This is a genomic window from Halocynthiibacter sp. C4, assembly GCF_028823805.1.
GTDB classification, from domain to species: domain Bacteria; phylum Pseudomonadota; class Alphaproteobacteria; order Rhodobacterales; family Rhodobacteraceae; genus Falsihalocynthiibacter; species Falsihalocynthiibacter halioticoli.
The window spans coordinates 357,870-383,829 of the sequence record NZ_JAPEIE010000002.1 but is presented as its reverse complement, the minus strand read 5'-3'; the positions used below and the strand labels follow the sequence as shown (position 1 = coordinate 383,829).

General features: G+C 54.9%; 26 protein-coding genes and 1 tRNA gene. 11 read left to right on the top strand and 16 right to left on the bottom strand.

Features of this window, described 5'->3' with window-relative positions; all coding sequences use genetic code 11:
- The first annotated feature begins 8 nt into the window (after positions 1-8).
- Together OU789_RS08950 and OU789_RS08945 are read left to right on the top strand one after the other, a co-directional pair.
- On the top strand, positions 9-992 hold the full coding sequence (locus tag OU789_RS08950) for an ABC transporter substrate-binding protein (RefSeq protein ID WP_263952760.1): 984 nt from the start codon (positions 9-11) through the stop codon (positions 990-992).
- 154 nt (positions 993-1,146) lie between these two features.
- Positions 1,147-1,527 (top strand): DUF6768 family protein, encoded by a 381-nt coding sequence (locus OU789_RS08945; RefSeq protein WP_274655171.1) that lies wholly within the window; start codon positions 1,147-1,149, stop codon positions 1,525-1,527.
- Positions 1,528-1,587: 60 nt separating this feature from the next.
- On the opposite strand, the gene acs is transcribed toward OU789_RS08945, so the two are convergent.
- The 6 genes from acs to OU789_RS08915 all read right to left on the bottom strand — a co-directional run bounded on the left by acs (position 1,588) and on the right by OU789_RS08915 (position 8,939).
- The gene (gene acs, locus OU789_RS08940; protein ID WP_274655169.1) at positions 1,588-3,540 is read right to left on the bottom strand and encodes an acetate--CoA ligase; all 1,953 of its coding nucleotides are present in this window, start codon (positions 3,538-3,540) and stop codon (positions 1,588-1,590) included.
- A 135-nt stretch (positions 3,541-3,675) separates the two neighbouring features.
- On the bottom strand, positions 3,676-4,434 hold the full coding sequence (locus OU789_RS08935) for an ABC transporter ATP-binding protein (protein ID WP_263952763.1): 759 nt from the start codon (positions 4,432-4,434) through the stop codon (positions 3,676-3,678).
- Between the two features lie 9 nt (positions 4,435-4,443).
- A complete protein-coding gene (locus OU789_RS08930; protein WP_263952764.1) occupies positions 4,444-5,202 on the bottom strand; it encodes an ABC transporter ATP-binding protein in 759 nt (252 codons plus the stop codon).
- A 15-nt stretch (positions 5,203-5,217) separates the two neighbouring features.
- On the bottom strand, positions 5,218-6,444 hold the full coding sequence (locus OU789_RS08925) for a branched-chain amino acid ABC transporter permease (RefSeq protein WP_263952765.1): 1,227 nt from the start codon (positions 6,442-6,444) through the stop codon (positions 5,218-5,220).
- Positions 6,445-6,446: 2 nt separating this feature from the next.
- Complete coding sequence (locus tag OU789_RS08920) at positions 6,447-7,478, bottom strand: branched-chain amino acid ABC transporter permease (protein ID WP_263952766.1); 1,032 nt, start codon at positions 7,476-7,478, stop codon at positions 6,447-6,449.
- A 114-nt stretch (positions 7,479-7,592) separates the two neighbouring features.
- On the bottom strand, positions 7,593-8,939 hold the full coding sequence (locus tag OU789_RS08915) for a substrate-binding protein (protein ID WP_263952767.1): 1,347 nt from the start codon (positions 8,937-8,939) through the stop codon (positions 7,593-7,595).
- Between the two features lie 218 nt (positions 8,940-9,157).
- On the opposite strand from OU789_RS08915, the gene OU789_RS08910 reads away from it, so the two are divergent.
- From OU789_RS08910 to OU789_RS08890, 5 genes are all read left to right on the top strand, one after another.
- Positions 9,158-10,435: a helix-turn-helix domain-containing protein gene (locus OU789_RS08910; protein ID WP_274655164.1), complete on the top strand. Its 1,278-nt coding sequence runs from the start codon at positions 9,158-9,160 to the stop codon at positions 10,433-10,435.
- A gap of 140 nt (positions 10,436-10,575) precedes the next feature.
- On the top strand, positions 10,576-10,944 hold the full coding sequence (locus OU789_RS08905; protein ID WP_263952769.1) for a response regulator transcription factor: 369 nt from the start codon (positions 10,576-10,578) through the stop codon (positions 10,942-10,944).
- A complete protein-coding gene (locus tag OU789_RS08900; RefSeq protein ID WP_274655162.1) occupies positions 10,941-11,258 on the top strand; it encodes a hypothetical protein in 318 nt (105 codons plus the stop codon). The genes OU789_RS08905 and OU789_RS08900 overlap by 4 nt, the downstream gene beginning before the upstream one ends.
- Before the next feature lie 3 nt (positions 11,259-11,261).
- Entirely contained in the window at positions 11,262-13,994 is a 2,733-nt protein-coding gene (locus OU789_RS08895) for an ATP-binding protein (protein WP_274655160.1), read from the top strand.
- A gap of 90 nt (positions 13,995-14,084) precedes the next feature.
- Positions 14,085-15,290 carry a FliM/FliN family flagellar motor switch protein gene (locus OU789_RS08890; RefSeq protein WP_274655158.1) on the top strand — a complete coding sequence of 402 codons (1,206 nt, stop codon included), beginning with the start codon at positions 14,085-14,087 and terminating at the stop codon, positions 15,288-15,290.
- Positions 15,291-15,324: 34 nt separating this feature from the next.
- On the opposite strand, the gene OU789_RS08885 is transcribed toward OU789_RS08890, so the two are convergent.
- Genes OU789_RS08885 through OU789_RS08875 form a run of 3 tightly spaced genes read right to left on the bottom strand, consistent with a single transcriptional unit; the run spans position 15,325 to position 16,616 of the window.
- Positions 15,325-15,750, bottom strand: a complete 426-nt coding sequence (locus OU789_RS08885) for a TIGR01244 family sulfur transferase (protein ID WP_274655156.1) — start codon at positions 15,748-15,750, stop codon at positions 15,325-15,327.
- A 21-nt stretch (positions 15,751-15,771) separates the two neighbouring features.
- The gene (locus OU789_RS08880; RefSeq protein WP_274655154.1) at positions 15,772-16,191 is read right to left on the bottom strand and encodes a DUF6691 family protein; all 420 of its coding nucleotides are present in this window, start codon (positions 16,189-16,191) and stop codon (positions 15,772-15,774) included.
- Positions 16,191-16,616, bottom strand: coding sequence for a YeeE/YedE family protein (locus tag OU789_RS08875; protein ID WP_263952775.1), 426 nt, complete (start codon positions 16,614-16,616; stop codon positions 16,191-16,193). Before OU789_RS08875 ends, OU789_RS08880 begins: the two co-directional genes overlap by 1 nt.
- A 204-nt stretch (positions 16,617-16,820) precedes the next feature.
- On the opposite strand from OU789_RS08875, the gene OU789_RS08870 reads away from it, so the two are divergent.
- Positions 16,821-17,033, top strand: coding sequence for a hypothetical protein (locus OU789_RS08870; RefSeq protein ID WP_263952776.1), 213 nt, complete (start codon positions 16,821-16,823; stop codon positions 17,031-17,033).
- An 8-nt stretch (positions 17,034-17,041) separates the two neighbouring features.
- On the opposite strand, the gene OU789_RS08865 is transcribed toward OU789_RS08870, so the two are convergent.
- Positions 17,042-17,257 carry a hypothetical protein gene (locus tag OU789_RS08865; RefSeq protein ID WP_263952777.1) on the bottom strand — a complete coding sequence of 72 codons (216 nt, stop codon included), beginning with the start codon at positions 17,255-17,257 and terminating at the stop codon, positions 17,042-17,044.
- Positions 17,258-17,377: 120 nt separating this feature from the next.
- On the opposite strand from OU789_RS08865, the gene OU789_RS08860 reads away from it, so the two are divergent.
- Entirely contained in the window at positions 17,378-17,635 is a 258-nt protein-coding gene (locus OU789_RS08860) for a DUF2312 domain-containing protein (protein ID WP_263952778.1), read from the top strand.
- A gap of 31 nt (positions 17,636-17,666) precedes the next feature.
- Here OU789_RS08860 and OU789_RS08855 read toward each other — a convergent pair whose 3' ends face one another.
- Positions 17,667-18,542 (bottom strand): hypothetical protein, encoded by an 876-nt coding sequence (locus OU789_RS08855; protein WP_274655150.1) that lies wholly within the window; start codon positions 18,540-18,542, stop codon positions 17,667-17,669.
- Positions 18,543-18,624: 82 nt separating this feature from the next.
- On the opposite strand from OU789_RS08855, the gene OU789_RS08850 reads away from it, so the two are divergent.
- Together OU789_RS08850 and OU789_RS08845 are read left to right on the top strand one after the other, a co-directional pair.
- On the top strand, positions 18,625-20,292 hold the full coding sequence (locus tag OU789_RS08850) for an ABC transporter permease (protein ID WP_274655148.1): 1,668 nt from the start codon (positions 18,625-18,627) through the stop codon (positions 20,290-20,292).
- 145 nt (positions 20,293-20,437) lie between these two features.
- Positions 20,438-20,513: transfer RNA gene (locus tag OU789_RS08845), tRNA-Thr, on the top strand.
- Between the two features lie 964 nt (positions 20,514-21,477).
- Here the strand turns inward: OU789_RS08845 and OU789_RS08840 are convergent.
- The 5 genes from OU789_RS08840 to OU789_RS08820 are packed head-to-tail and all read right to left on the bottom strand — an operon-like array spanning position 21,478 to position 25,957.
- A complete protein-coding gene (locus tag OU789_RS08840; RefSeq protein ID WP_274655146.1) occupies positions 21,478-22,428 on the bottom strand; it encodes a Gfo/Idh/MocA family protein in 951 nt (316 codons plus the stop codon).
- 20 nt (positions 22,429-22,448) lie between these two features.
- Positions 22,449-23,219, bottom strand: a complete 771-nt coding sequence (locus tag OU789_RS08835) for an amidohydrolase family protein (protein WP_274655144.1) — start codon at positions 23,217-23,219, stop codon at positions 22,449-22,451.
- Positions 23,216-24,187, bottom strand: coding sequence for an NAD(P)-dependent oxidoreductase (locus OU789_RS08830; RefSeq protein WP_274655142.1), 972 nt, complete (start codon positions 24,185-24,187; stop codon positions 23,216-23,218). The genes OU789_RS08835 and OU789_RS08830 overlap by 4 nt, the downstream gene beginning before the upstream one ends.
- 7 nt (positions 24,188-24,194) lie before the next feature.
- The gene (locus tag OU789_RS08825) at positions 24,195-24,878 is read right to left on the bottom strand and encodes an RraA family protein (RefSeq protein ID WP_274655140.1); all 684 of its coding nucleotides are present in this window, start codon (positions 24,876-24,878) and stop codon (positions 24,195-24,197) included.
- A complete protein-coding gene (locus tag OU789_RS08820; RefSeq protein WP_274655138.1) occupies positions 24,875-25,957 on the bottom strand; it encodes an ABC transporter ATP-binding protein in 1,083 nt (360 codons plus the stop codon). The genes OU789_RS08825 and OU789_RS08820 overlap by 4 nt, the downstream gene beginning before the upstream one ends.
- Positions 25,958-25,960 lie beyond the last annotated feature (3 nt).

Below are 25,960 nucleotides of genomic sequence, written 5' to 3'. Positions count from 1 at the left end.
AGATTAAAATGAAAAGATTAATGACAAGCGCATTGGCCCTGAGTTTTGCGGCCGGAATGGCGCAGGCAGCAGACGATCTGACTTTGCAACTTAAGTGGGTGACACAGGCACAATTTGCCGGATACTACGCCGCACTTGAGCAAGGTTTTTACGAAGAAGAAGATCTAAACGTGACTATCAAGCCTGGTGGCCCTGATGTGGCGCCAGCGCAGGTGATCGCTGGTGGCGGCGCTGATGTCGTTGTTGATTGGCTTCCTTCGGCTTTGGCCGCTCGCGAGGCGGGTCTTCCGCTTGTGAACATCGCGCAACCATTTGTGAAATCGGGTATGATGCTCACCTGCCGCAAAGATACAGGCATCACATCACCTGACGACTTCCCTGGTAAGACACTTGGTGTTTGGTTCGGCGGCAACGAATATCCCTTCCTAAGCTGGATGAGCACGCTTGGCATTCCAACCGATGGCTCCGATGGCGGCGTTACTGTTCTCAAACAGGGCTTCAACGTTGATCCGATCCTTCAGGGGCAGGCCGATTGCGTTTCGACCATGACGTACAACGAATACTGGCAGATCATTGACGCTGGCCTGACGGATGACGATTTGATCACTTTCAAATACGAAGATGGCGGTGTCGCGACGCTTGAGGATGGTCTTTATGTGCTAGAAGACAAGCTCGAAGATCCAGCAGAAGTCGACAAGCTCGCACGGTTTGTACGCGCGTCGATGAAAGGTTGGAAGTGGGCCGAAGAAAACCAGCAGGAAGCTGCTGAAATCGTTCTGGAAAATGACGACACAGGCGCACAGACAGAGAAACACCAAGTGCGTATGATGGGCGAAATCGCCAAGCTGACTGCTGGAAGCAGCGGTGAGCTTGATGAACTGGCGTTTGAGCGCACAGTCGCGACACTTATGGCTGGTGGTTCTGACCCTGTTATCACCAAAGTTCCAGAAGGTGCTTACACCAAGGCGGTTACGGATATCGCACTGAAATAATTCTGAAATTTTCCGAGTGAATTTGGTGGGCGTGCGGGAAACCGCGCGCCCATTTTGCCTGTGACGCAGGGTCACAGGACCTTATTCGACAGTTATTTGAGCTTATATATTGAGTGCAACAAAGGATGTTGCGCCCGCAATAAGGAGATTTGCTATGATGCGGTCTGAAAATATGTTGGAGGCGCGGATTCAAAGCGTTTTGCGAGAGCAAGCGCCTGAGCTAATGGAAGCAACCGAGGAGCAGGGTTATTTCACCCTTGCCGCTTCAATTTTTAAAGGCAAGCTCGGCTGGGTCGCGATGGTTATTCTTGTTGCACAGATCATCATGTTCGCCGTTGCGATCTATTCCGCTGTGATGTTTTTTGGAGCGGCGGATACGTTGACCGCGCTGAAGTGGGGGCTGCCATCTGCGGTTTTGCTCATTTTTGCGGTGCAGATAAAGCTATCGCTGATGCCGTGGCTCCAGACACAACGCGTTTTGCGCGCGCTCAATCGCGTAGAGCTTCTTTTGATCGCGAAAACAGAGAGCAAGTAACGGACAACAAAAAGGGCCCGCGCAGGTCTGCACGGGCCCAGATTTTTACTTTTCGCTTACTTAGCTGCGGTTCATCCGGTTTTCGATTAGCTCATCCACAACGCTTGGATCTGCGAGGGTAGAGGTGTCGCCCAGTGCGCCGAAATCATCTTCCGCGATTTTGCGCAGGATGCGGCGCATGATCTTGCCAGATCGTGTTTTAGGCAAGCCAGGTGCCCATTGGATCAGGTCAGGCTTGGCGATCGGGCCGATTTCCGTACGGACCCATTTCTCAAGGTCTTTGCGCAGCTCGTCGCTTGGCTCAACACCATTCATCAGAGTGACATAGGCATAGATACCTTGACCTTTGATGTCGTGCGGATAGCCAACAACAGCAGCCTCGGCGACTTGTGCGTGAGCAACCAGCGCACTTTCGACTTCGGCCGTGCCCATACGGTGACCGGATACGTTGATCACGTCATCAACGCGGCCTGTGATCCAGTAGTAGCCGTCTTCGTCACGACGACAACCATCGCCTGCGAAGTAGTAGCCTTTGTAGTCCGCGAAATAGGTTTTCTCGAACCGTTCGTGATCGCCGTAAACCGTGCGCATTTGGCCCGGCCAGCTTTTCTTGAAGCAAAGCACGCCTTCGGCTTCGGTTGTGGTGATTTCCTCGCCGGATTGCGCATCAAGAACGACGGGCTCCACCCCGAAGAACGGCAGCGTTGCAGACCCAGGTTTGGTTGCTGTTGCGCCGGGGAGTGGGGTAAGGAGGTGCCCGCCAGTTTCGGTTTGCCACCATGTATCGACGATGGGGCAGGTGCCCTTGCCGACAACATCATTGTACCAGTTCCATGCTTCGGGGTTGATCGGCTCGCCGACGGTGCCGAGGAGCTTCAGGCTGGACAGGTCATATTTCTCAACCGGTTCGCTGCCGTGTGCCATAAGGGCGCGGATGGCGGTTGGCGCGGTGTAAAATTGGTTAACCTTGTGCTTCTCGCAAACGGCCCAGAAGCGCCCAGCGTCAGGATAGGTTGGGACCCCTTCGAACATTACGGTTGTTGCGCCGTTGGCCAGCGGGCCATAGACGATATAGCTGTGCCCTGTGACCCAGCCCACATCGGCGGTGCACCAGAAGACGTCTCCGTCGTGATAATCAAAGGTGTATTGATGTGTCATCGAGGCATAGACGATATAGCCGCCCGTGCTGTGCACAACGCCTTTGGGCTTGCCGGTTGAGCCGGAGGTATAGAGGATGAACAGCGGATCCTCCGCGTTCATTTCCGAAGGCACGCAGCGGTCGGCGGCCTTGGCCATTTCGGCTTTCACGTCAACATCGCGGTCTTCTATCCAAGTTGTCTGACCGCCAGTGTGTTTTACGACGAGGCATTTCACCTTATCGCTACAGTGGAGGAGGGCGGCGTCGGCGTTGGACTTCAACGGCGTTTTACGGCCGCCGCGTGGCGCTTCATCGGCTGTGATCAGGACGCGGGCGTCGCAGTCGTTGATACGGTTGGCCAGGGCATCTGGGGAAAATCCTGCAAAAACAATAGAGTGAACCGCGCCAATGCGCGCACAGGCCAGCATGGCATATGCTGCTTCGGGGATCATCGGGAGGTAAAGCACAACGCGGTCGCCGCGCCCGACGCCCTGAAATTTCAACACATTGGCAAAGCGGCAGACATTTTCGTGCAGCTCTTTATAGGTAATGTGCTGCGCGGGCGTGTCGGGTGAATCCGGCTCCCAAATGATCGCGGTTTGGTCTCCGCGTGTTTCGAGATGACGGTCGATGCAGTTGGCGGCAACGTTTAGGGTGCCGTCTTCGAACCAGTTAATTGAAACATCGCCGAATGTGTAATCGCAGTTCGAAACCTTGGTAAAAGGCTTGATCCAGTCGATCCGCTTGCCGTGTTCGGCCCAGAAGGCGTCTGGGTCGGCGATGGAGTCAGCATACATCTTTTCATATGTGGCTTTGTCCGCATGGGCGTTTGCGGCGAATTCTTTGGTGGGGGGATAGGTGTTCTGATCCGTCATGTCTTTGTCCTCCAATGTGCCTGCCTGCGACAGCCTCGGTAAAAATACCGGCGTGGCGGGCAAACCATGGTCTTATTTTGTTTGTGTTCGAGGCCACGCGTCGCGCAGCCCCGATGTGACGCAAGCGAATTGCGTTTAGATCGCGAGATATTCTGCGCGTAGCTCTTCGTTTGCGAGTACCTCCTCGGCAAGCCCGTCAAATACGACTTGTCCAGTGTCGAGGATAACCGCGCGGTCAGCGAGTTCAAGCGCACGAATGGCGTTTTGTTCGACGATCACAGTTGTGATGCCCTGCGCTTTGATGATGTTGAGCGTCTTTTCGATCTCGTCAACGATCACAGGGGCCAAACCCTCGTAAGGTTCATCTAGCAAAAGTACTTTGATGTCACGGGCGAGGGCGCGGGCAATGGCCAGCATTTGCTGCTCACCACCAGAAAGCGTTACGCCCTCCTGTTTGCGACGTTCGCCAAGGCGCGGGAACAGTTCGTAGATGCGATCAAGCGACCAACCTACAGGCTCTGCGATTTGGGCGAGTTGCAGGTTTTCTTCAACAGTGAGGCCAGGAATGATTGAGCGATCTTCTGGCACGAGGGCCATCCCAGCTTGGCTCGCCTCATAAGACTTCATCTTGTGCAGGTTCTGGTGGTCAAGCCAGATTTCACCATGGGTGAGCATGGGTTCATCAAGCCGCGCAATGGCACGTAGGGTTGATGTTTTACCCGCACCGTTCCGCCCAAGAAGCGCAAGGATTTCGCCTTCATGCACGTTTAAGCTCACGCCCTGAACGATGTAGCTTTCGCCATAATAGGCGTGCAAATCCCACACCGAAAAGTAAGCAGGGGCGGTGGCCGCATGGTTGGCGTTGATGTTGGTGGATGTGTTTACGGCGTTCATAGCGGCTTCCTATCCGTGTGCCTGACCGAGGTACGCTTCTTGTACCTTGGGGTGGCCTTTGATGTTTTCCGGTGTGTCCTCGACCAGCGGCGTTCCCTGTGCCAGAACGGTGATCCGCTCGGCCAGAGAGAACACAACATGCATGTCGTGCTCGATGATCGCCATGGTGATGTCGCGGCTGTCCTTGATCTCTTTGAGGAGATCAATGGTGTTGTTGGTATCAGCCCGCGCCATGCCCGCTGTTGGTTCGTCAAGAAGCAGCAGCCGTGGTTCCTGCACAAGGCACATCGCCATTTCAAGGCGGCGTTTGTCCCCACGCGAGAGCGAGCTTGCCGTCATACGGAGCTTGTCCTGCATGTTGACGTCCAGAAGCATTTGCTCGGCCTTCTGGACAATATCCACTTCGTCCTCGACGGTTTCGAATGCGTGCATCCGATACGCGCCGTCACGTTTGGCAAAGCAGGGGATCATGACGTTTTCCAATACTGTGAGATCAGAGAAAATCTCTGGCGTCTGGAACACGCGCGAAATACCCATCTGGTTGATTTCATGCGGTTTTCGCCCAAGGACGGATTGGCCATCAAACATCACCGATCCAGTATCGGGGATGAGCTTGCCCACCAGAACGTTGAGGAGGGTGGATTTACCGGCCCCGTTCGGGCCGATGATGGCATGCACCGTGTTTTCCGCAACCGAGAGGTTCACATCTCCGAGCGCCTGAAGGCCACCAAAGCGTTTGCCGACATTTTTAACTTCGAGAATACCCATGTTTCGTATCCTTTCTTATTCGGCCACGTGGGGAGTGGATTTCGGGGCGTGAGGTGTTCCCTCGTCGGTGTCGGTGCCTTTGTTGCGGCGGTTTTTGTACCAACGGGAGATGCGGTTTCCGCCTTCCATCAGACCACCGGGAAGGAATGTCACAACCAGCATGAAGAGCAGGCCGAGTGTGAGGTGCCAGCCTTTGCCGACGAAGGGGTGGATGAGGAAGACAACGAAATCTTCGAGACCATCAGGGAGGAAGGCAAACCAGCCGTGCAGAACCCCGTCGTTGATCTTGGAGAAGATGTTTTCGAAGTATTTGATGAAACCTGCGCCCAGCACAGGGCCCATCAGGGTTCCCGCACCGCCAAGGATTGTCATGATTACGACTTCACCCGAAGCTGTCCACTGCATCCGCTCCGCACCCGCAAGAGGGTCCATTGAGGCGAGGAGACCACCGGCAAGGCCGGCATACATGCCCGAGATAACGAAGGCCGCGAGCGTATAGGGCCGAGCATTGAGGCCGGTATAACTCATGCGAGTCTGGTTGGTCTTGACCGCGCGGAGCATCATGCCAAAGGGCGAACGGAAAATCCGCAAGCTCAGGTAGAAGGCGATGATCGCCATTACTGCGCAGAAATAATAGCCGACGTTAAATGTGAACAGATGTCCGAACACTTCCCACTGGGCCGAGGATTTCATTTCCAGCCCGAACAGGTGGGTTGCGGGGATCGAGCCATCCGGTGTTGCGGTGACGCCAAGGATGCGCGGATCATTCAGGGTCAGCTGCAAGCCGGTTTCGCCGTTTGTGATTGGTGTAAGCACCGAATAAGCGAGGTTGAAGCTCATCTGGGCGAGCGCAAGTGTCAGGATCGAGAAGTAGATCCCCGAGCGGCGCAGCGATACATAGCCGATCAACAGGGCAAAGAGGCCCGATACGACAATCGCAAGGATGATGCCCGGAATGACGTTTGTTGTCAGCAGTTTCATCATCCAGACCGCGGAGTAGGACCCCACACCGAGGAACGCCGCGTGACCAAAGGAGAGATATCCTGTCAGGCCAAAGAGGATGTTAAAGCCGATGGCAAAAATGCCATAGATTGCAAAGCGTTGCATAAGGTCGGGATAGCCAGCGTTGAACTGTGCAAGGCCCGAGCTTTCGGCAAAGGGTTGGGTTAGGAACGGCGTGAGCAACGTCAGCGCCACTACGATGAGCAAGAATTTGGTGTCTTTTTGGTTCAGACCGAGCATGATTATTCCTCCATCACACCTTTGCGGCCCATGAGCCCGCGTGGACGGGTGAGCAAGATTATAATCGCAACCAGATAGATGATGATCTGGTCAATGCCTGGAAGGATGTCTTTGATCCAGTTCATCGAGGCAAAACTTTCAAGGATGCCGAGCAGGAAGCCCGCGAGCACAGCGCCCGGAAGGCTGCCCATGCCGCCGACAACCACAACAACAAAGGACAGCACAAGGAAGTCCATGCCCATGTGGTAGTTGGGCGAGTTGATCGGCGTGTACATCACACCCGCAAGGCCGGCCACAGCGGCGGCGATGCCGAACATGATGGTGAAGCGCTTGTCGATGTTGATACCCAGCAGCCCAACGGTTTCACGGTCTGCCATACCGGCGCGGACAACCATGCCGAAGGTGGTAAACTGGAGGAAGCTGAACACAGCGCCGATTACGACAAGTGAGAAGGTGAAGTAGATCATCCGCCAGTAAGGGTAGATGATGACGTTCGGGTCCATCCCGAGCAGCACCCCGAAATCGAATGAGCCTTTGAAGGCCGATGGGGCAGGGGTTGGGATCGGGTTTGCACCGTAGAAATACTTGATGACTTCCTGAAGCACGATGGCGAGGCCGAAGGTCACGAGGATCTGGTCGGCGTGGGGGCGCTTGTAGAAGTGTTTGATGAGGCCGCGTTCCATCACATAGCCGATAAGCAGCATGATCGGGATCGCGAATAGGATGCCCAGCGGCACAGCCCAGTCGATGATCCATGCGCCCGCCTCGGGGCCGAACCAGCTTTCGACATAGGTGGTTTTGACCACGGCAGGGTTGCCGAGAAAGTCTTTCTTTTCGGGATCAATGGTTTCATAGGACAGATTGAGAATGCGGCTCAGGGTTACGGCGCAAAACGCACCGATCATGAACAGCGCCCCATGCGCAAAGTTAACCACGCCAAGCGTGCCGAAAATAAGGGTTAGGCCAAGGGCGATCAGCGCATAAGCGGAGCCTTTGTCCAAACCGTTTAGAATTTGAAGAAGGAACGTGTCCATTTTCCCCACCCGATAAGATTTCGTGATTGGAAGCATTCTGCGGGCGTGGTGCCACTGCAGAGAATGTAAGGTGTTGGGCGCATCACCTGCGCCCAACGAAAGGTGTAAGCGGTATTAAGCGCCTGGGTTACAGTTGCCCAATGCACCGCCTGCAAACATCGGATGATCCGGTGCGTAAGTAACCTGAGCGGCCGGAGTAACTTCGACGACTTCGAGAAGGTCGAATTCGTTTTCCGGGTTCTCTTTACCACGCACAACCAGCACGTCTTTGAAGCACTGGTGATCGTCAGCACGATAGAGTGTCGGGCCGTTGCCAAGACCGTCGAACTCGAAGCCTTCGAGGGCTTCTGCGATGGCGCATGGGTTGAACGAACCGGCGCGTGCCGCTGCGTCTGCATAGAGCAGGGTCTGACAGTACACTGTGTGTGCAGCCTGGCTTGGCGGGAAGCCGTATTTGGTGCCGAAGGACTGAACGAATGCTTTCGACGCATCGTCCTGAAGCGACCAGTGCCAGTTTGTGGAGCCAAGAATACCCTTAACGTTGGCGCCAGCACCCTTCGCCATCAGGCGGGAGTAAAGCGGAACAACGATTTCGAAGTTCTTGCCGTTCACTTGCTTTTCACGCAGACCGAACTGAACAGCGTTGGTCAGCGAGTTCACCATGTTACCGCCGTAGTGGTTCAGAACCAGAACGTCGGCGCCGGAGTTCAGCACAGGCGAGATATAGGACGAGAAGTCAGTGGAGGCGAGCGGTGTGCGCACCTTGTTGACAGTTTCCCAGCCCATGGCCTCTGTTGCTGCGGCGATGGACTCTTCTTGGGTCCAACCCCATGTGTAGTCAGCAGTCAGGTGGTATGCCTTACGGTCGGAGCCATAAAGCTTCTCAAGCACAGGTGCCAGCGCAGCGGCAGACATATATGCGTTGAAGAAGTGGCGGAAACCGTTGGCTTTTTTGTCTTTACCGGTGGTGTCGTTCGAGTGGGTCAGACCAGCCATAAAGATCACGCCAGCTTCCTGACAGAGACCTTGCACCGCAATCGCCACACCAGAAGAGGAACCGCCAGTGATCATGATGGCGCCATCTTTTTCGATCATGGATTTCGCAGAGGCGCGCGCCGCATCCGATTTGGTTTGCGTGTCGCCAGTTACGAATTCTACTTTTTTGCCGAGGATGCCGTTACCTTCCAGCACTTTCGAGCTGAAGGTATTGAGCATTCCGCCGTCGCCACCACCGTTAAGGTGCTCGACCGCAAGCTCATAAGCGCGCAGTTCGTCTGCACCCTCGTCAGCATAAGCGCCTGTTTGCGGCACGTTGAACCCGAGCGTTACGGTGCTGCCAGTCGGCTCGTTCGTAAATGCCGAAGCAGAAGACGCAGTGAAAATCGTGGGAACAGCAAGACCAGCGCCTGCAACAGCACTGGTTTTCAACAGACCACGACGAGTAAGTTTAGAGTTGGACATTCATATCCTCCCGATTGAATTATTGCGACACAAGCCTCCTCCGCTTACGCCGCCCGTCCTTTACAGAACACTAATAGTATTGTTGGGAGACCGAAAATTTCGCAACAACAGCTTTTAAACACACAATATTTTTGTAAAAATATCGACAGGTCATTTTAAATTGTTGTAAAGATATTTGCACGCAAGTGCAGAAACGCTTGCAAAAACAGGAGGTTTTTATGGCTGCGCGCGAATTGACAGGCCACCGCATTCGGGACCGAAGGGTGGCGCTCGGCCGTAAACAGGGGGAATTGGCGGCGCAGGTCGGAATTTCTCCGTCGTATTTGAATCTTATCGAGCATAACCGCCGCAGAATCGGCGGAAAACTCTTGGTCGATATTGCGCGCGCGCTTGGAGTAGAGCCTTCGATCCTCTCCGAAGGAACAGAGGCCACGCTTCTTGCGCAGCTTCTGACGGCCGCGACGGAACGGATGGAGCTTGATCCCGAGGTCGCTGAAATCGAGGCTTTTGCTGCACGCTATCCGGGGTGGGCGGCGCTACTGGCGGACCAGACCTCTCGGATAGCGACGTTGGAGCGGCAGGTTGAGGCTCTGACAGATCGACTCGCCCATGATCCTGTGCTGTCTGGCGCGATGCACGAGGTTCTTTCAACGGTGACGGCAATCCGTTCAACCGCCGCGATCCTTGCTGATCCGCAGGAGATGGAGCAGGCGTGGCGCGACCGTTTCCAGCGCAACCTATATGAAGATTCCGTTCGCCTTGCCGAAAGCTCACAGGCGCTGGTGACTTACCTTGATCGCGATCAGGGGCCGGTAAGCGGGATGAACACGCCACTTGAGGCGTTGGAGGCATTTCTGCGTGAACGTCAATATCATGTTGCGGCCTTGGAAGCAGGGCAGGAAGGCGTGGCGGCGCGCGAGGAAATCGAAGCCATTCTTGATATGTCGAGCCTTCCGAATGATGCGGCGCGCGAAACTGTCCGCGCCTATCTTAAGCGATATGCCGAGGATGCCGCTCAAATGCCGCTTGCGCAATTCGCCGAAGCGGTTGTCGAGCATGCCTATAACCCTGCTCAGCTTGCAGAGAAGTTTTCTTGCGATCTTGCGGCCGTCATGCGGCGAATGGTCAGTTTACCCGCCGAAGACGACAGCACGCGTATTGGTATTGCGGTTTGTGATGGCACCGGCGCGCTCACCCTGCGGCGGCCGATTGATGGTTTCCCTTTGCCGCGGTTCTCTGGGGCGCATGAGGATTGGCCTCTTTATCAAGCGCTTGCACGCCCCATTATGCCATTGCGCCAAGTGGTGCAGCAAGGGCAGGGCAGCGCGTCGCGCCGGTTTCTGACCTATGCGATCTGCCTTCCAGCATCGCCGTTGAGTTTTGATGCGCCGCCCGTTCACGAAGCGTCGATGCTCATTCTGCCGCCTGCGCTGGTGCCCGAAATTGCTAACGAGCCTTCGCCGCTTGTTCTGAGCGGTGCGAAAACTTTGACATAGTTCATGGTGCGCCAATCTATTTTTTGACATGGTAACATTGTTTCGCGATAGTATCGCGAGCCACTTGAACATTGCGACGGACCCATTGGGCACGCCCGATGATCGAAATGGCTGACTACGCTGTCAAAGGGGAGTGACAGATGGGCAAACATGTCCTGCTCATTGAGGATGAGCCAAATATTGTTGAAGCGATACGTTTTATCCTGTCCCGCGATGGGTGGCGGGTGGATACGCACGCAGATGGCAAAACGGCGGTAGAGGCTGTGCGCAACGTTTCGCCTGATGTGGTGGTTTTGGATGTGATGCTGCCCAACAGAAGCGGTTTTGACATCTTGCAAGAGCTGCGCAACGATCCCGCAACAGAGGCGCTTCCGGTGTTGATGTTGACGGCACGTGGGCAAACAAAGGATCGCGAGGCCGCAGAGCGGATTGGAGCGAGCCGGTTTATGACCAAGCCATTTTCCAACGCTGAAGTTCTTGAAAGCATGAGAGAATTGGCAGGCGTATGAGCAAACGGCCCGCACCGTTGTTCCTTGCGCGCGAGACCTATCGCGAACGCCGAACAATGGATGCCGCGCGGCTTTTGCCGATTATGGGCGCTGTGTTGCTTGTCTTTCTGCTTCCTTTGATCCGGTCGGATACCGTTTCTGGAAGCGAGGCTCTGCAACGGGCCAATTCTTCGGGGACGGTACTGTTTCTCTTTGCGGCGTGGATCATTTTGATTGCTATCGCCGCAGGGCTTTCTGTGAGGTTGCGGCGGATTGATGAAGCAGCGATGGATGCGCAAGAGGCATCAGCGGAAAACAGGTCTGGCGCGGAATAAGATATGGTTTCGTTCAATGTTCTCGTTACCGTTTGTCTTGCGTATGTGGCTGCGCTGTTTCTGATCGCATGGTTTGCCGAACGGCGAGCGGCAGCAGGGCGCATTGGTTGGTTACAATCGCCCATTGTCTATACGCTCTCTCTGTCGATCTATTGTACAGCCTGGACCTTCTATGGGGCGGTCGGATACGCGGCCCGATCTGGCCTTGAGTTTGCAACGATCTACCTTGGCCCGACCATTGTAATGATCGGGTGGTGGTGGATTTTGCGCAAGCTTGTGCGGATCGGCAAGATGCAACGTATCACCTCCGTGGCCGACCTCATTTCGTCGCGCTTTGGAAAATCCACGTCTCTCGGTGTGATCGTTACGCTTTTGGCTGTGATCGGCACGACGCCTTATATTGCGCTGCAACTTCAATCAGTTACGCTTTCATTGGCCGTATTTGCGGACCCGCAATCCGAAGCTGCGCGTGATCTCAATTCCACGGCCATCTGGATTGCGGCTGGGCTGGCGGTGTTTACGGTTCTGTTCGGAACCCGCAACCTCGATGCCAACGAGCGACACCACGGGGTTGTGACCGCCATCGCTGTTGAAGCTGTAGTTAAGCTGGTCGCATTGATCGCTGTTGGTGTCTTCGTGGTTTGGGGTGTTGCCGGAGGGGTTGGCGACACGCTCGCCCGCATCGATGCCTCTGAAATTTCACAGATCAAACCCGACGCAAGCCGTTGGATCAGCCTGACCTTCCTGTCAGCGGCGGCGTTCATCTGTTTGCCGCGTATGTTTCAGGTCATGGTGGTTGAAAACGCTAAGGAAAGCCATGTTGCCACCGCGAGCTGGGCGTTTCCGCTCTATTTGCTCGCGATGTGTATCTTTGTGTTGCCTATCGCTGTTGTCGGCCTTGATCTCCTGCCCGAGGGCACCAACCCTGACCTTTTCGTGCTAACCGTGCCACTTTCGCAGCAGCAAAACGGGCTGGCCATGCTTTCTTTCCTCGGCGGGTTTTCCTCGGCGACGTCGATGGTGATTGTGGCGGCCATTGCGCTGTCAACCATGGTGTCGAACCATATCGTCATGCCCATCTGGCTCAGCAAAAACAAAAGCGGCGCGATGGTTTCGGGCGATGTGCGACAGGTCGTGTTGATTGCGCGGCGTTGCTCAATCGCGGGCGTTTTGGCGCTGGGCTATCTCTATTTCCGCTTCTCTGGCGGCGGGGAAGCGCTGGCTGCGATCGGTCTGATCAGTTTTGCTGGGGTTGCGCAGGTTCTGCCCGCGCTTCTGGGCGGTATTTTCTGGCGCGGCGCCACGCGGACGGGCGCGATTATTGGCGTCGTTATTGGTTTCTCGATTTGGTCTTATACGATGTTTCTGCCAAGCCTTGGCGCCAACGGCTTGATGAGCGCGGCTTTCCTCGCCGAAGGGCCTTTCGGGATAACGTGGTTGCGTCCGCAAGCGTTGTTCGGGATCGAGGGGCTTGATCCGGTGGTTCATGCGATTGTCTGGTCTATCTCTTTGAATACGCTCGGATTTTGCATAGGGTCTCTGCTGAGCTTCCCCTCGCCGATGGAGCGGCTACAAGGCGCGCAGATCGTCAATGTATTCGAACACTCTCAAGCTGCGAAGGGCTGGGCTGGGCACGTGGGCGAGGCGGAGGATTTGCTCGTCATGGCGCAGCGGATTATGGGCCCCGAACAGGCGCAGCGGCTTTTTCAGACTGTGGCCGTTGCGCAGGGGAAGGGCGGCTTTCTTCCTGATCCTTCACCGCAATTTCTTGAGCAATTGGAGCGGGAACTGGCGGGCTCCGTTGGGGCCGCGACCGCGCACGCTATGATCGGACAAATTGTAGGTGGGGCAACAGTTTCGGTTGAGGATTTGATGGCGGTGGCCGATGAAACCGCGCAGATGATGGAGTATTCCAACCAGCTTGAGGCCAAAACCGCAGAACTTGGGCGCGCCGCGCGGCAATTGCGCGAGGTGAACGAAAAACTCACCGAACTGTCCATCCAGAAAGATGCGTTCCTCAGCCAGATCAGCCACGAATTGCGCACACCGATGACCTCTATCCGCGCCTTTTCCGAAATCCTGCGCGACGGGGGGCGGATGCCTTCGGCTGATCGGTCTCGATATTCGGGTATCATCCATGACGAAGCGCAGCGTCTGACGCGACTGTTGGATGATCTTCTGGATATTTCGGTGTTGGAGAACGGCCAAGTCTCGCTCAACATTCAGGAAGAAAACCTGAAAACGCTGCTGGACCGCGCGCTCGCCGCAAGCCTGTCAAACGAGGGCACAGCGCTTGAAATCGAGCGTAACCCGTCTCGCGAAGATATCACGCTCAAAACCGATACAGACCGCCTGACACAGGTGTTTATCAACCTCATTACCAACGCGCGCAAATACTGTACTGCTGATAATCCGACCCTGCGAATTCACGTCCGAAATTCGCGTGTGAACGGAATGGTCGAGATCATATTTACCGACAATGGGGCGGGAATTTCGGAGAAAAATCAGAGCCTTATATTTGAGAAGTTTTCCCGTCTCGGCGATCAGGCCGCTGCGGGTGGGGCTGGTCTTGGGTTGGCGATTTGTCGTGAGATTATGATCAATCTGGGTGGCGAAGTCGTGTATCTGCCCGGGCAGGGCGGCGCAGCGTTCAGGGTACGCTTTCCTGCGGAGTTTGTTGCGAAGGCTGTGGAAGAGGATACTGATCTCACTTTCGGCAGTCAGGTTGCGGAATAGTGGCATTTTCGGTCTGGGACCTGCGCGCAGCGTAACCATTTATAAACCATGTGTCGCAATGATGGGCCGAAGCAGAGGTGAATTCGGGCTATGTCGTCACGCGAACTATTAGGAGCAGAGAGGGAATCCGTCATTCGGCGGATGCTGCGGACTTCTGAACCGCAGGAAGACCCGCGCGGCAGCGAAACAATTCGTGCGCTGCGGTCTGCTCTACCCAAGGCGGCGGATTCTGCTTTTGATTTGCCGCTCGAAGTGACGGGCCTTGTTGCTGAGGATGTACAGCGTGAACCGTTGATCGAGAAGATCGAGGATGGGCAACTGATGCTGCTCTTGCAGGCTCGAGACAGCAGGCTTGCTATCGCTGTTCCGGACGCAAATATGCTCGCAGCGCTCATCGAAATTCAAACAATGGGATGCGTAAGCAAAACCGAAAGCGCTGATCGCAAACCAACCCGAACGGATGCCGCGCTCGCCGAGCCGTTTTTCGAGGTTCTGCTTGCGGAATTCCTTCACCAACTTGAAGGCGCTGAAGACATGGAGCGCTTCGCGGGGTTTGGCGTTTATCGCTCAGTAGATGAGCGGCGGCACCTGCCTTTGCTCTTGGCCGAAGCGGAATATCATGTGTTTACCGTAGACGTTGATTTAGGGCAGGGGGCAAAACAGGGTCGCATCCTTCTTGGGTTCCCGGAGCTGCAACTGCCAGAAGAGCAGCCTTCGGAAGAAACCGAAAAAGCTGCGTGGGCGGACGCAATGCACAAGAACGTTATGCAGGGCGAAGCGGTACTAGATGCGCAGTTGTTCCGGCTTTCGTTGAATGTCGAGGCGCTGGAATCGCTACGGGTTGGGCAGGAATTGGAGATTCCGCGCCACGTTCTAACTCATGTCGAGCTTGTCGGGTTGGATGGCAAAACTGCGATAACCGGGAAGCTTGGCCAGAGCGATGGGCGGCGGGCGGTCATGATCACTGATGGTGAGAAACCGTCGTTGCCGGTTGTAGACTCACAGGAACCACAAATTTCTGACAATCCGCTTTCAGCGCTCGGTGCCGACTACGCGCCGCCGCCGATGACAAGCCTGCTCGCAGGTCAGCCAGAGGGAACAGGCGTTCCGGACGATCTTTCGGAGCTATCTCCCACTCCAGAAGAGGAGTTGCCTTCCTTGCCTATGGCGGATTTGCCTCAGGCTGGACTTGAGGAAAATGAGCAAAACGGCGGATTAGATGCCTTGCCGGATTTAGGAGAGTTGCCGCCGATGGATATGAGCGCACTTGATGATCTTCCCCTCACTATAGATTGAGAGGAGAAGTGATCTTTCGAGTGAAAATAATGAGTTAACCGCCCGCGAGCATCTCAAGCTGATCGCGCATTTTTTCGATCTGATAGCCCGCAGCTTCGCCCGCGGCGATAATCTGTTCCGTTGGAATACGGCCAGCATTTGCGAGCGCCCAGACAACGGTTGATCGGTTGCCAGATGCGCAATAGGCAAAACATTTCCCTGAAGCCTCGTCGATTGCGGTGCCTTGAACATCAAGGATATCTTGCGTCAGCTGTCCGTGCACAACCGGATTAAGCACAAAGTGCAATCCGGCGGCCTCTACAGCGGCTTGGATCGCAGCGGCCTGTAGCTCGACAGGCACCTCTGGATCAGGGCGGTTGCAAATCACCGTGGTAAACCCGGCATCTTTAAGCTCGGCAACGTCGCCCGGCTCAATCTGCGGGGAAACGGCGTAGCGGTCAGTAATCACACGAATATCCATGAACGCCTCATAGCATGCACCCTACGCCAGAGCCAGTTGTGACTTAAGGCGCGGCGTTAAAATCATTCCAGCAAGCATAAAAGCCACAAATACTATGCCGCCAGTGCCGCCAAACGAGAGTGAAGCGATGGCAGGACCAGGGCAGAGGCCCGCAAGCCCCCAGCCAGCGCCAAAGAGCGTTGAGCCAATCACTAGGTTTCGGCCTACTTTCGGCTCGGGCGGGGTTGGGAATGTTCCGCCAAGTTTGGGGGAGCGCCCACGGGAATAGGCCCATGCGGCGGCCATCGGAAGGATCGCGCCGCCCATGACAAAGGCCAATGTTGGATCCCAGTTACCGAATACATCAAGCCACCCGATCACTTTTTGTGTGTCGGTCATACCCGAAATGAGGAGACCCGTGCCGAAGAGGCTTCCGGCAATAAATGCAAAGAGCGCGCGCATCAGATAACTCCTAGAATGTGTCGGAACAGAACGACGGTCAGTCCGCCCGCGAGGATATAGAATATGGTTGCAACGATTCCTCGCAGCGACAGTCGGCTGATGCCACAGACTCCATGTCCGGAGGTGCAGCCGTTTGCGATCCGTGTGCCGACCCCAACGAGAACGCCCGCGATTGCCACCACAATGAGGTTGGGCGTGAGGTTGGTCTGGCTAGGCAAAACCGTTGCCGCCAGCAGCGCGGGTAGGGCGAACAGTCCGAGCAAGAAAGCTCCCCGCTCTTTCCACATCGCTCGCGCGCTTCCATCCACGAGGCCGCCAATAATTCCGCTTGCGCCCATGATCCGGCCATTCACCAAGAGGTAAATCGCTCCGGCACAGCCAATCAGCACCCCGCCGATCAGCCCGTTAATCCAGCTTGCGTCCATGTCATTTCCCCGAAATCTGTTACGCCGGCGCCTGATTTGCCAATGTGGCAAGGGGCCGGAGGGTCAGGCTAAGGGCTGATCACTTGAAGTCAATAGCTTGACATACCGCAATGCAATTGTCCGTGGGATGGGCTAAGCTAACCTGAGAGAGCTTGAGAACCACGTGTGGCCAAATGCGTGGAAACAGAACGAAAGGAGGAGCAAATGGCCTTTGAAGACCTGAAAGCCGCAATTCTTACCCTGTTGGACGAGATAGAGAAAAAGCCGGAAGACCGGCATGTTCTGCAAGAGGAATTGCGCGAAAAACTGTCGGAGTTGAAGGCGCTAGGTTTGCCTGTGCCACAGGATCTTGTGGATTTCGAACTGGCGCTTGAGGATGACGACGCGGACGATTTCTTTGACAATATGCCCGTGTAAGCGCGCGTTTAGCCAAACATGATGCCGACCACGACGATCATCAGACCGAGGATCGACGTAAACAGTGCGCCCATGTTCCACGCCACAAGTCCACGAAGATGAACGCGCATGGCTTCGTCATCGAGGTTGGATTTGCGCGCTTTCATTGCGGAAACGATGCAATACACCAATCCGCATAGTCCCAAAAAGGAAACCACCGCGCCTGTGATAATCAACCAATCCATGCAAACCTCCTGTGGAATGTGCCCCAGCCGCCTAAAGGAACTCTCTTCCAAGAGCAAGCCCCTTGCGGGGGAGGCGCGGCTTGGGTAGCAAGGGCCAAACCGAGCAATGAGGGCCAAGAGATGAATGATATTTCAAGCGATGCGAGCTACCGGGTAACAGCGGATGAGCTGCGCCAGTTTGTCGAGCGGATCGAGCGGCTGGACGCCGAGAAGAAAGACATCGCAGAGCAACAAAAAGAAGTTATGGCCGAAGCCAAAGGGCGCGGTTATGACACCAAAGTCATGAGAAAAATCATAGCGTTGCGCAAGCGTGATGCGAATGATCTGGCCGAGGAAGAAGCGGTTCTGGAAATGTACAAAGAAGCGCTGGGCATGTAATTGGCCAACCGAAACGGTTTACGGGCGTGAATTAGGGTTCGATGAACCGCACGCCCGGAATTCGTTTTATTTCAAGGATGTCGTCTTCATATATCGCTGTCAGCGCAGCGACATAATCGTCGTCCCAACCGGGGAGGTCGATTTCGATATCCAAGACCTCTTCCCGCACAAATTTATCAAGAAACGCCGCGATGATTCTGCGCTGTTGCAGTGCGGATTGTGGCGGGTGGGTCTTGAGATAGGCATAAAACCGCTCCAGCCCCTCTTTGGTCATGATCTCTTCAAGTAGGTCGTATTCGCCGCGAAATGCAAAGCTTGTATCAAGACCGACGAGCGAATGTAGCACCTCGGACCAGATCACAGGCGCGTCTTCGTTGCACCAGCAGGTGATCTTGGATTGCGGGCTGGCCTCGCGGATTTGATTGATAACAGAAGACCACCGCAGGCTCATCGGGTCCGTTCCCGATAGGTAATCCTTGTAGCTGATGTCGTTCATACGGTTGAACAACGTGGGGATCAGGACCGCTGGATTGCTGATTGCGATTTGGAATTCAACATCGTGCCCGTAGAACAGGTTGCAATAACTCACAACCTTTTCAATGGTTTGGGGGTAGAATCCAATCCCGTCAAACACCCGAGGCGTCACACAGATAAAGTTCTCGTTCGTCAGAACAACGCGCTCGATTGTGTTGTCCTGTAGCATCGAGTCAAACAGCTTTTGGCGGGTTTCCTGATTTGAACGCGCGCCTTCAAGGTCGGCGATGGTTGTACGGATCAGGGCGCGATATTTTCCGGGGCCGGGAACCGCAACGCCATGAAGCGCCAGTTTCCCTTTATCCTTGAGCAAGCTTTTGAGCAGCTTGTCGCTATCTGTGGAATGTACGCCAAGATGGAATACGACCTGCATATCGGTGCCCCTGTTTGCCCATTCCTAAGTAATATACTTGGTTTTCTGGACAGTTAAACAGCTTTCCGTTAGCACCACAGAAATGACGACCAAAGATACAAACATCCACGCAGACGGCGCGAAAACGCGCTTGCGGCCAGACCTCTGGTCAATCGGCGCTTTGCTGATCGCCCTGACCGTTGCGGCGCCTATTGTCGCTGTTGTGTGGATTGCATTCCACCCGACCGAAAACATCTGGCCGCATCTCATGGCAACGACCCTGCCGCGTTACCTGACCAACACTTTGGTGTTGATGATTTCTGTCGGCACATTGAGTGCAGCGGTTGGTACAGGGGCGGCATGGCTCACGACGATGTACCTCTTCCCCGGTGTGCGTTGGTTCCAGTGGCTGTTGCTGTTGCCGCTGGCAGTTCCGGCCTATCTCGGGGCCTATGGGATCGTTGATTTTCTTGAATACGCGGGCCCCGTCCAAACTCTGTTGCGCGATGTTATGGGGTACACCAATGGCCGCGATTACTGGTTCCCGCAGGTGCGCTCCATGGGCAGCGCGATTGTGGTGCTGACGGCGGCGCTGTCTCCCTATGTATTCCTCTTGGCGCGTGCTGCGTTTCGCGAACATTCCGGCGGTAGCTATGAAGTTGCTCGTGCGCTTGGGGCAGGGCCGTTCAAGCGGTTTTGGAAGGTTGGCGTTCCGCTCGCGCGTCCTGCGATCGCAGCGGGCGTCGCTATCGTGATGATGGAGACCGCGAGCGACTTTGGCGCCGTGGATTTCTTTGCGGTTCAAACGCTTACGACAGGGATTTTTACCACATGGCTTGAGAGCAGTAATGCGGGCGGGGCAGCCCAGATCGCTGGTGTGGTTCTGATTCTGGTTCTATTGCTTGTGTCTTTTGAGAAAATCCTACGGCGCAAAAATCGCTACCACAACGCCGCGCGCCAAACACGCCAGATCGTACCAATTCCTTTGCGTGGGTATCAGGGGTGGCTCGCAAGTTTCTTCTGTTTCGTGCCGTTTGCCGTTGGCTTTCTGCTACCCGCTGGTGTGCTGACTTATCACGCATTTACAACCCCTGGCGCATGGCAGGATAGGGGGCTGACCGACGCATTGGTGACAACACTCGCAGTTGGCGCATCCGCGGCGGTCATCACAGTCATCGCGGCCTGTTTTCTTGTGTATGGCGTGCGCCTTGCACGAAGCCGGTTGCCGCGCATGTTGCTGCCCGTCACGACGCTTGGATATGCCGCTCCCGGAGCCGTTCTGGGGGTCGGAATCCTTATCCCTATGGCCGCCGCTGATCACGCTCTCGCCGATTTCGTCGAGGCCACAACCGGCTTGATTATCGGTCTATTGATGACAGGCACGGGCTTTGCCATCGTCTTTGCATATAGCGTGCGATTCTTCGCAATTGCTCAGGGCGCAGTAGACAGCGCAATGGGCCGCGTCGCACCGAGCTTGCCGCTCGCAGCGCGCTCTCTCGGTCAAACCGCTGGCGGTGCTCTACGGCGTGTCTATCTGCCGCTCATTCGCGGATCGATTGGTACAGCGCTTCTGTTGGTTTTCGTGGATTGCGTTAAAGAGCTTCCCGCGACTCTTTTGCTAAGACCGTTTAATTTCAATACCTTGGCAACCCGAGTCTACGAGCAAGCCGCACTCGAAAACCTCGAAATGGCCTCGCCAGCTGCCGTTCTTGTGATGTTGGTAAGCCTTTGCGCTGTCCTGCTTATGGCGCGGACGAACGCCTCCAAATAACGCTAACCATAGCTGGAACAAGCCAAATTCGTGCGCTCGTTGAAGAGCCATTCCTGCCTGCCCCAAGGGCAATCGAAAAAAAATTGAAAAAGGCGATAATTTTGGCTTGAACCCACCGAAGCTTCGGTTTAATCACCCCTCCAGTGCCCCTATAGCTCAGCTGGTAGAGCAACTGATTTGTAATCAGTAGGTCCGCGGTTCGAGTCCGTGTGGGGGCACCACTAATTCCCAGAATTTGCTATTTATTAGTTGCTTGATCTGTATTGGTTCGGATTGGTCACTCTATTAGCCCAAGTCATGGTTTTCGATAGCTATCTACTTTATGTGATATTCACGAGCGCCTGCGATCACTGGGGAGTTGGGTTGATAGGAGTTAGAGAGCCGGCGTTGAGAACTATTCATTTCTACAATCATTTAGGTGTCACTTACGCTGTATCTGACCTGTTTCCCTGAATCCCCTCTGGTTTTGTGAAGTCACCGCTCAAGCAAAAGGCGGACAAATGGAAGAGCGAGGCATTTACGAACAACTCATTCAAATGATCAATGCGCGGGAGTTTACAGGCAAGGCCATCCTGATATGGGGTCAGGCCGCCGGAAACGACCGGTGTTTCATCGCCCCTGCAAGCCACAACAACGGGTACTTTGAAAGATTCAATGGTTAGTTTAAGGGCAAATGTCTGAACGAAACGTTGTTCAATTCACTGACAATGGCTCGGGAAACGCAGGGTTCTTGGCAGAAAACAACACCAGGCGCGGACCCCATTTGGCTCTGGGAATTCTGACGCCGATGGAGTTTGCAGTGAAAAAGACGATGGACAAAATGGTTGCGAAAGTTCGTTTTGTTATTCCCAAAGTCTCTTCCGAAAATGGAGGCTGCTTGGGGCTCAGGTCTCTATTCAAGACGCTCGCAGAGTCAGATTAAACAAAAGAAAGGCGCGCGTTGGTTGATAATAATTCAATCTCTGTCCATAAAGTTTTTACAATGCGCTAAGCACAAGTGGTTTCCTTTTCTTGGGCATTAGACCTATCCGCAGCATCGCTGCGCACGAGCGGCTTTTATATCAATGTCAAATGCCACAAGAATGTCGGCGCTAGACATCATCAAGATCGTGTCCAGACTCTGAAACTTTTGAGCTGCTTATGGAATTTGTGAAGATAATCAGAATTCAGGCACGAGCGAGGCATTCAGGCATACTCGTAGATCTGCTCAATCGCTGATTGCAACACCACTGCATCCTGTATTTCTGTTTCAAACCTCTCGCCGGTTCCGATGCAGTGTCGAAAATGCCTGATGGTATCGGAATAGCTATCTTGATAGGCGACGTGCTCGTCCCAACTGCGCTTCTGTTCGTTAGGCAACTTCATCGACCATCCATCTATTATTGGTGTGTCGCTATTGTTTAAGAATAGTCTGTCGCGTGGCATGGGTGGAGCGTCTGGCGCGCAGAAACTACCAATGAGTTTTCCTTCAATTCCACCTGCAGATAGCAAGATCTCCGCGCCATCTTCGCCAGGCACAACGCCAGATTGGTGATGCAGTTGCGCGGACCGGATCTTGATATCGCCAAAGAGAAAAGACAGCGTATCAAGGTGATGGATGAGCAATTCAAAGACCAGAAGTCGCTGCATAGAAGTAAAGAATGGCTGCCGCTCCAACGCCGGATAGATGCCATTTTCATTCCGAACTAAACCAGAGCTTTCGACCCTGAACTCAAATGAGTTGGGGACGCTTACTTTTTTCCGATCCAGCGCGGCTTTCAATGCACGATAGGGATGCCGCCATCGCCAGTTCTCATGCACCATGGAGCGTAAACTCGAGTTTTTGTTTTCCATGATCTGTTTTGCAATGTCGGCATTGGGCGCGAGGGGTTTTTGGCAAATTGCGTGCAAGCCGGCAGCCTGAGCCCGCGAAATCAGCGCCGCATGTGCTGCCGGAGGCGCGACTATGTCAACCGCATCCAGATTACATTTCGCGACCATTTCTTCCAATGAGGTGTGCGCGCTTGCGCCCGCTACTTTTGTGGCCCGGTCGCGCGCTTTTTCAATATCGGGGTCGGCAATGGCAACCAATTGTGCTTCTGGGCAGTCAAGCCACCCTTGGACATGATATTGAGATACCATGCCCGCTCCGATCATCCCAACTCGCAAGACTTGGCTCATGTCTGCTCCCAAAATAGTGCACGTGAATTTCTCGCAAAATCCGCTTTCGAAAGCGCCGGACCCATTTGCAAGACCGAAGCATAGTCGGGCTTCTGGCCAGAGAAATTGATGAAAGGCCAGTCCGACCCCCAAATCAAACGATCTTCTGAAAAGGCTGCGACTGCTTCGCGTAGAAGCGGCGCCTCACTTGGTTTACATGATCCGGCAATTCGAAATCCTGCCGATAGTTTAAGCCAAGTGTCCGGCCGTTGAGATATCTCTCGCAAAGTGCCGATACCGCCCTCGAGGTCGGGGCGGCCAAAATGATCAAGGATCACGTGACCCTCACGAACATTGGTGAGCACATTGGCCGCCGTTGTTGGAGCTGCCTGAACCGAGACAGAGAGCCCAGCCTCGAGAGCCGCGTCCATCAAGCGCGCAATCGTCGTGGCCCCAGACTGAGAGGAATCGTCGACCAGATTCAATCGAATACCCACGACCCCGGGCGTTGCCGCGAGTTTTTCGATTGCTTTCACATCGTTGACAGATACTCCCGCGATTATGCGATATCGGTCAGGATGGGCAGCAAAAGCATCCAGCATCGCGCGGTTGTCATCGCCGTAAACACTTGCTGCAACCAGTACAGCGCCTTCGATCCCATGCGCATCCATGAGCTGCTCAAGTGTGCCCAAAGTGCCGCTTTCTTCCGGCCCTGGCGTATAGCCAAGGCTGTCTGGCGGGTAGGGGTACTTCTCGGGGTCCAGCACATGAACGTGTGTGTCGATCATGCAGACACCAAGGCCACTTCATTGTTGAGGGGCTCGCCTTTTTGAAAGCGAGCCAGATTTGCGAAGAGAGCGGTCATCTTGTGTCCCATTGCGTCTCGTGTACCCGCCGAAATATGCGGTGTAAGGAAGACGTTGGGCAAGCCACAAAATTTATGGTCGGCCCCAATTGGTTCGCCTTCGAAAACGTCGAGACCTGCTGCAAGTAGCTTGCCTGCTGCGAGCGCTTCGGCGAGCGCCACATCATCAACGATTCCGCCGCGCGCTGTATTCACAAGGATTGCGTCCTGTTTCATCCGCGCGATTTCCGCTTTGCCAATCAAGTGTTTGGTCCTTGGTGACAAGGGGAGGTGCAGGGACAAGATGTCAGAAGTTTCGACAACTTCCTCGAAGCTCGCCATTGTCGCGGGCAAACCTGCGGGCTCTGAGATAGCCGGATCAAAGAAGATACAGTTACAGCCAAACGCGTTGAACCGTTTTGCGGCTTCCTGCCCAATTCGACCAAACCCGATGAGACCAACAGTCTTGTTGAACAGTTCCACGGAGACAGGGCGCAATGCATTCACATGCCAGCGACCCTGTCGCAATTCGGCATCAGCAAATGCAGCCCGCCGTGCTGCGCCTAAGGCAAGCAACAGGGTATGTTCCGCCACCCCGATTGTTGTGCCTTCGGGGGTCAACGCCAGCCGAATTCCCCGCTCTGTAAGGGCCTCGGTCGCAACAGTGTCGTGGTAGCCAACCCCTTGGTGGTGGACGAGCTTTAGCCGCTGCGCCGCGGCAATGACCTCGGCGGTCAGCGGTTTAGCTGCGACGATCGCCACATCGCAATCGGCAATTTTTGCGCGGCGTTCGGAATCTTCATCGGTCTCTAGCGTGACCAATGATAGGCCCGCCCCCATGCGAGAGCGGATCAGCTTGTACATCTCTGGTGTTCCAAGAGAGTTGTAGAATACACGCAAAGGGCGGGTCATAGCAGCCTCAGTCAACGAAAGTAAAAACTTGATCCAACGGCAGATCAGCGATCCAGTCTGGCGCGGTTGCTCCATCTGCAACGGCGGCCTCCATACTGGCTTCTTTCTTGCGCACAGCGGCGAGTGCAGGCTTGGCAGCGTCAATCTGTGTGGATGGGATAACGACAACTCCGTCTTCGTCGCCACAGACAATATCGCCGGGCTTTACCGCGACACCACCAGCGACTATTGGCAGGCCAACGGCACCTGGGCCGTTTTTCTGGGGTGAGTTTGGGCTGACGCCTGCGGCAAAAACAGGAATTCCAACGGCATTTGCCCCGGAGATATCGCGGATCACGCCATCAGTAACAATTGCGACAATACCTGCGTTCTTTGCCATACCAATAAGCAGATCTCCCAAAACAGAAGCCTCCTTATGGGCACCAGTGGCAATCACCATAACGTCACCAGGTTGCGCCAACCGCAATGCTGCCCAAGGCGCGAGATTGTCACGAGGTCCGGCATTCACCGTCAGGGCTGTACCGGCAAATTGTTTTGTTTCGGTGATCGGCTTGATCGCCAAGTCCATCGCACCGCTGCGCCCGATAGCATCCACAATGTTGCCTACCGGGGCATCAGCAAAAGCAGAAATATCTTGCTTTGATGCCCGAGCTATTGTGCGGGAGGCTGTTAATTGGTTCGAAAAGCTCATGTCTTATCTCCGGAGGGGGTGATGGCGCGGCCTGTGTCCACGTCGAAAAAACGTGCCATCTCTGGGTCGCAAGTTAGGTGGATGATGTCGTCGATCCGCGCGGGGGTTATTCGACCGTCGCGGAGGATGACGGGTTTTTCAGCATTGGTCTCAACATGTACCAGCGTCTCTGCTCCGAGGCTTTCCAGCGAAGAAACTCTGCCCGAGATGACAGCCTCGGCGGCATTCGTGGTCGGGCGCAAATCTTCGGGGCGCAATCCAAGCGTGATTTCTATGCCGGGAGCAAACCCAGTGTAGGCCAAAGTCCCTGAACCCGTTTCAATGACCCCTTCTCCTACGGTTGCGGGCATCAGATTCATTGGCGGGTTGCCGAGGAAAGAAGCCACAAAGGTCGAAGCGGGATTCAAATAGACATCCATTGGCTTGCCAATTTGCGCGACTTCACCATGAGACATGATGCAGACGCGGTCGCCCATTGTCATCGCTTCGACCTGATCGTGAGTGACATAGATCATCGTGGCTCCCAGTTCGCGATGTAGGCGCACCAATTCGGCTCGGGTCGAGACCCTTAGGGAGGCGTCAAGGTTTGAAAGAGGCTCGTCAAACAAGAACACTTTGGGATCACGCACAATCGCGCGTCCGAGTGCCACGCGCTGTCGCTGGCCGCCGGACAATGCGTGTGGTTTCCGGTCAAGGTATTCGGTTAGGCCGATCGAGGCCGCGACTTCCTCGACCCGCTTCTTGACTACGGCCTTATCGGTTTGGCGTCGTTTCAGGCCAAAGCCGAGATTGTCGCGCACTGACATGTGCGGATAAAGCGCATAGGACTGGAATACCATCGCGATATCGCGGTTCTTGGCGGGCACGGCGTTCATGCGTTCACCGTCGATTGAAAGCTCGCCTTCGGTGATGCTCTCTAGTCCTGCGATCATGCGAAGTGTCGTTGACTTACCGCACCCCGATGGCCCCAGCAGAACCATGAACTCACCGTCACCGATGGTTATGTTTACGTCCTCGACGGCCATCACGGCACCATTGCCGTAAGATTTGCCAACCTTGTTCAGTTTTACAATTGCCATGTT

Coding starts and splice junctions, on each gene's coding strand:
- OU789_RS08935 (WP_263952763.1), bottom strand. CDS start 4,434: ATGAACGCCGTAAACACATCCACCAACATCAACGCCAACCATGCGGCC.
- OU789_RS08890 (WP_274655158.1), top strand. CDS start 14,085: ATGTCGTCACGCGAACTATTAGGAGCAGAGAGGGAATCCGTCATTCGG.
- OU789_RS08880 (WP_274655154.1), bottom strand. CDS start 16,191: ATGCGCGCGCTCTTTGCATTTATTGCCGGAAGCCTCTTCGGCACGGGT.
- OU789_RS08910 (WP_274655164.1), top strand. CDS start 9,158: ATGGCTGCGCGCGAATTGACAGGCCACCGCATTCGGGACCGAAGGGTG.
- OU789_RS08950 (WP_263952760.1), top strand. CDS start 9: ATGAAAAGATTAATGACAAGCGCATTGGCCCTGAGTTTTGCGGCCGGA.
- OU789_RS08905 (WP_263952769.1), top strand. CDS start 10,576: ATGGGCAAACATGTCCTGCTCATTGAGGATGAGCCAAATATTGTTGAA.
- OU789_RS08895 (WP_274655160.1), top strand. CDS start 11,262: ATGGTTTCGTTCAATGTTCTCGTTACCGTTTGTCTTGCGTATGTGGCT.
- OU789_RS08850 (WP_274655148.1), top strand. CDS start 18,625: ATGACGACCAAAGATACAAACATCCACGCAGACGGCGCGAAAACGCGC.
- OU789_RS08825 (WP_274655140.1), bottom strand. CDS start 24,878: ATGAGCTTTTCGAACCAATTAACAGCCTCCCGCACAATAGCTCGGGCA.
- OU789_RS08840 (WP_274655146.1), bottom strand. CDS start 22,428: ATGATCGGAGCGGGCATGGTATCTCAATATCATGTCCAAGGGTGGCTT.
- OU789_RS08820 (WP_274655138.1), bottom strand. CDS start 25,957: ATGGCAATTGTAAAACTGAACAAGGTTGGCAAATCTTACGGCAATGGT.
- OU789_RS08925 (WP_263952765.1), bottom strand. CDS start 6,444: ATGCTCGGTCTGAACCAAAAAGACACCAAATTCTTGCTCATCGTAGTG.
- OU789_RS08855 (WP_274655150.1), bottom strand. CDS start 18,542: ATGCAGGTCGTATTCCATCTTGGCGTACATTCCACAGATAGCGACAAG.
- OU789_RS08920 (WP_263952766.1), bottom strand. CDS start 7,478: ATGGACACGTTCCTTCTTCAAATTCTAAACGGTTTGGACAAAGGCTCC.
- OU789_RS08885 (WP_274655156.1), bottom strand. CDS start 15,750: ATGGATATTCGTGTGATTACTGACCGCTACGCCGTTTCCCCGCAGATT.
- OU789_RS08870 (WP_263952776.1), top strand. CDS start 16,821: ATGGCCTTTGAAGACCTGAAAGCCGCAATTCTTACCCTGTTGGACGAG.
- OU789_RS08830 (WP_274655142.1), bottom strand. CDS start 24,187: ATGACCCGCCCTTTGCGTGTATTCTACAACTCTCTTGGAACACCAGAG.
- OU789_RS08900 (WP_274655162.1), top strand. CDS start 10,941: ATGAGCAAACGGCCCGCACCGTTGTTCCTTGCGCGCGAGACCTATCGC.
- OU789_RS08860 (WP_263952778.1), top strand. CDS start 17,378: ATGAATGATATTTCAAGCGATGCGAGCTACCGGGTAACAGCGGATGAG.
- OU789_RS08945 (WP_274655171.1), top strand. CDS start 1,147: ATGATGCGGTCTGAAAATATGTTGGAGGCGCGGATTCAAAGCGTTTTG.
- OU789_RS08835 (WP_274655144.1), bottom strand. CDS start 23,219: ATGATCGACACACACGTTCATGTGCTGGACCCCGAGAAGTACCCCTAC.
- OU789_RS08875 (WP_263952775.1), bottom strand. CDS start 16,616: ATGGACGCAAGCTGGATTAACGGGCTGATCGGCGGGGTGCTGATTGGC.
- OU789_RS08865 (WP_263952777.1), bottom strand. CDS start 17,257: ATGGATTGGTTGATTATCACAGGCGCGGTGGTTTCCTTTTTGGGACTA.
- OU789_RS08915 (WP_263952767.1), bottom strand. CDS start 8,939: ATGTCCAACTCTAAACTTACTCGTCGTGGTCTGTTGAAAACCAGTGCT.
- OU789_RS08930 (WP_263952764.1), bottom strand. CDS start 5,202: ATGGGTATTCTCGAAGTTAAAAATGTCGGCAAACGCTTTGGTGGCCTT.
- acs (WP_274655169.1), bottom strand. CDS start 3,540: ATGACGGATCAGAACACCTATCCCCCCACCAAAGAATTCGCCGCAAAC.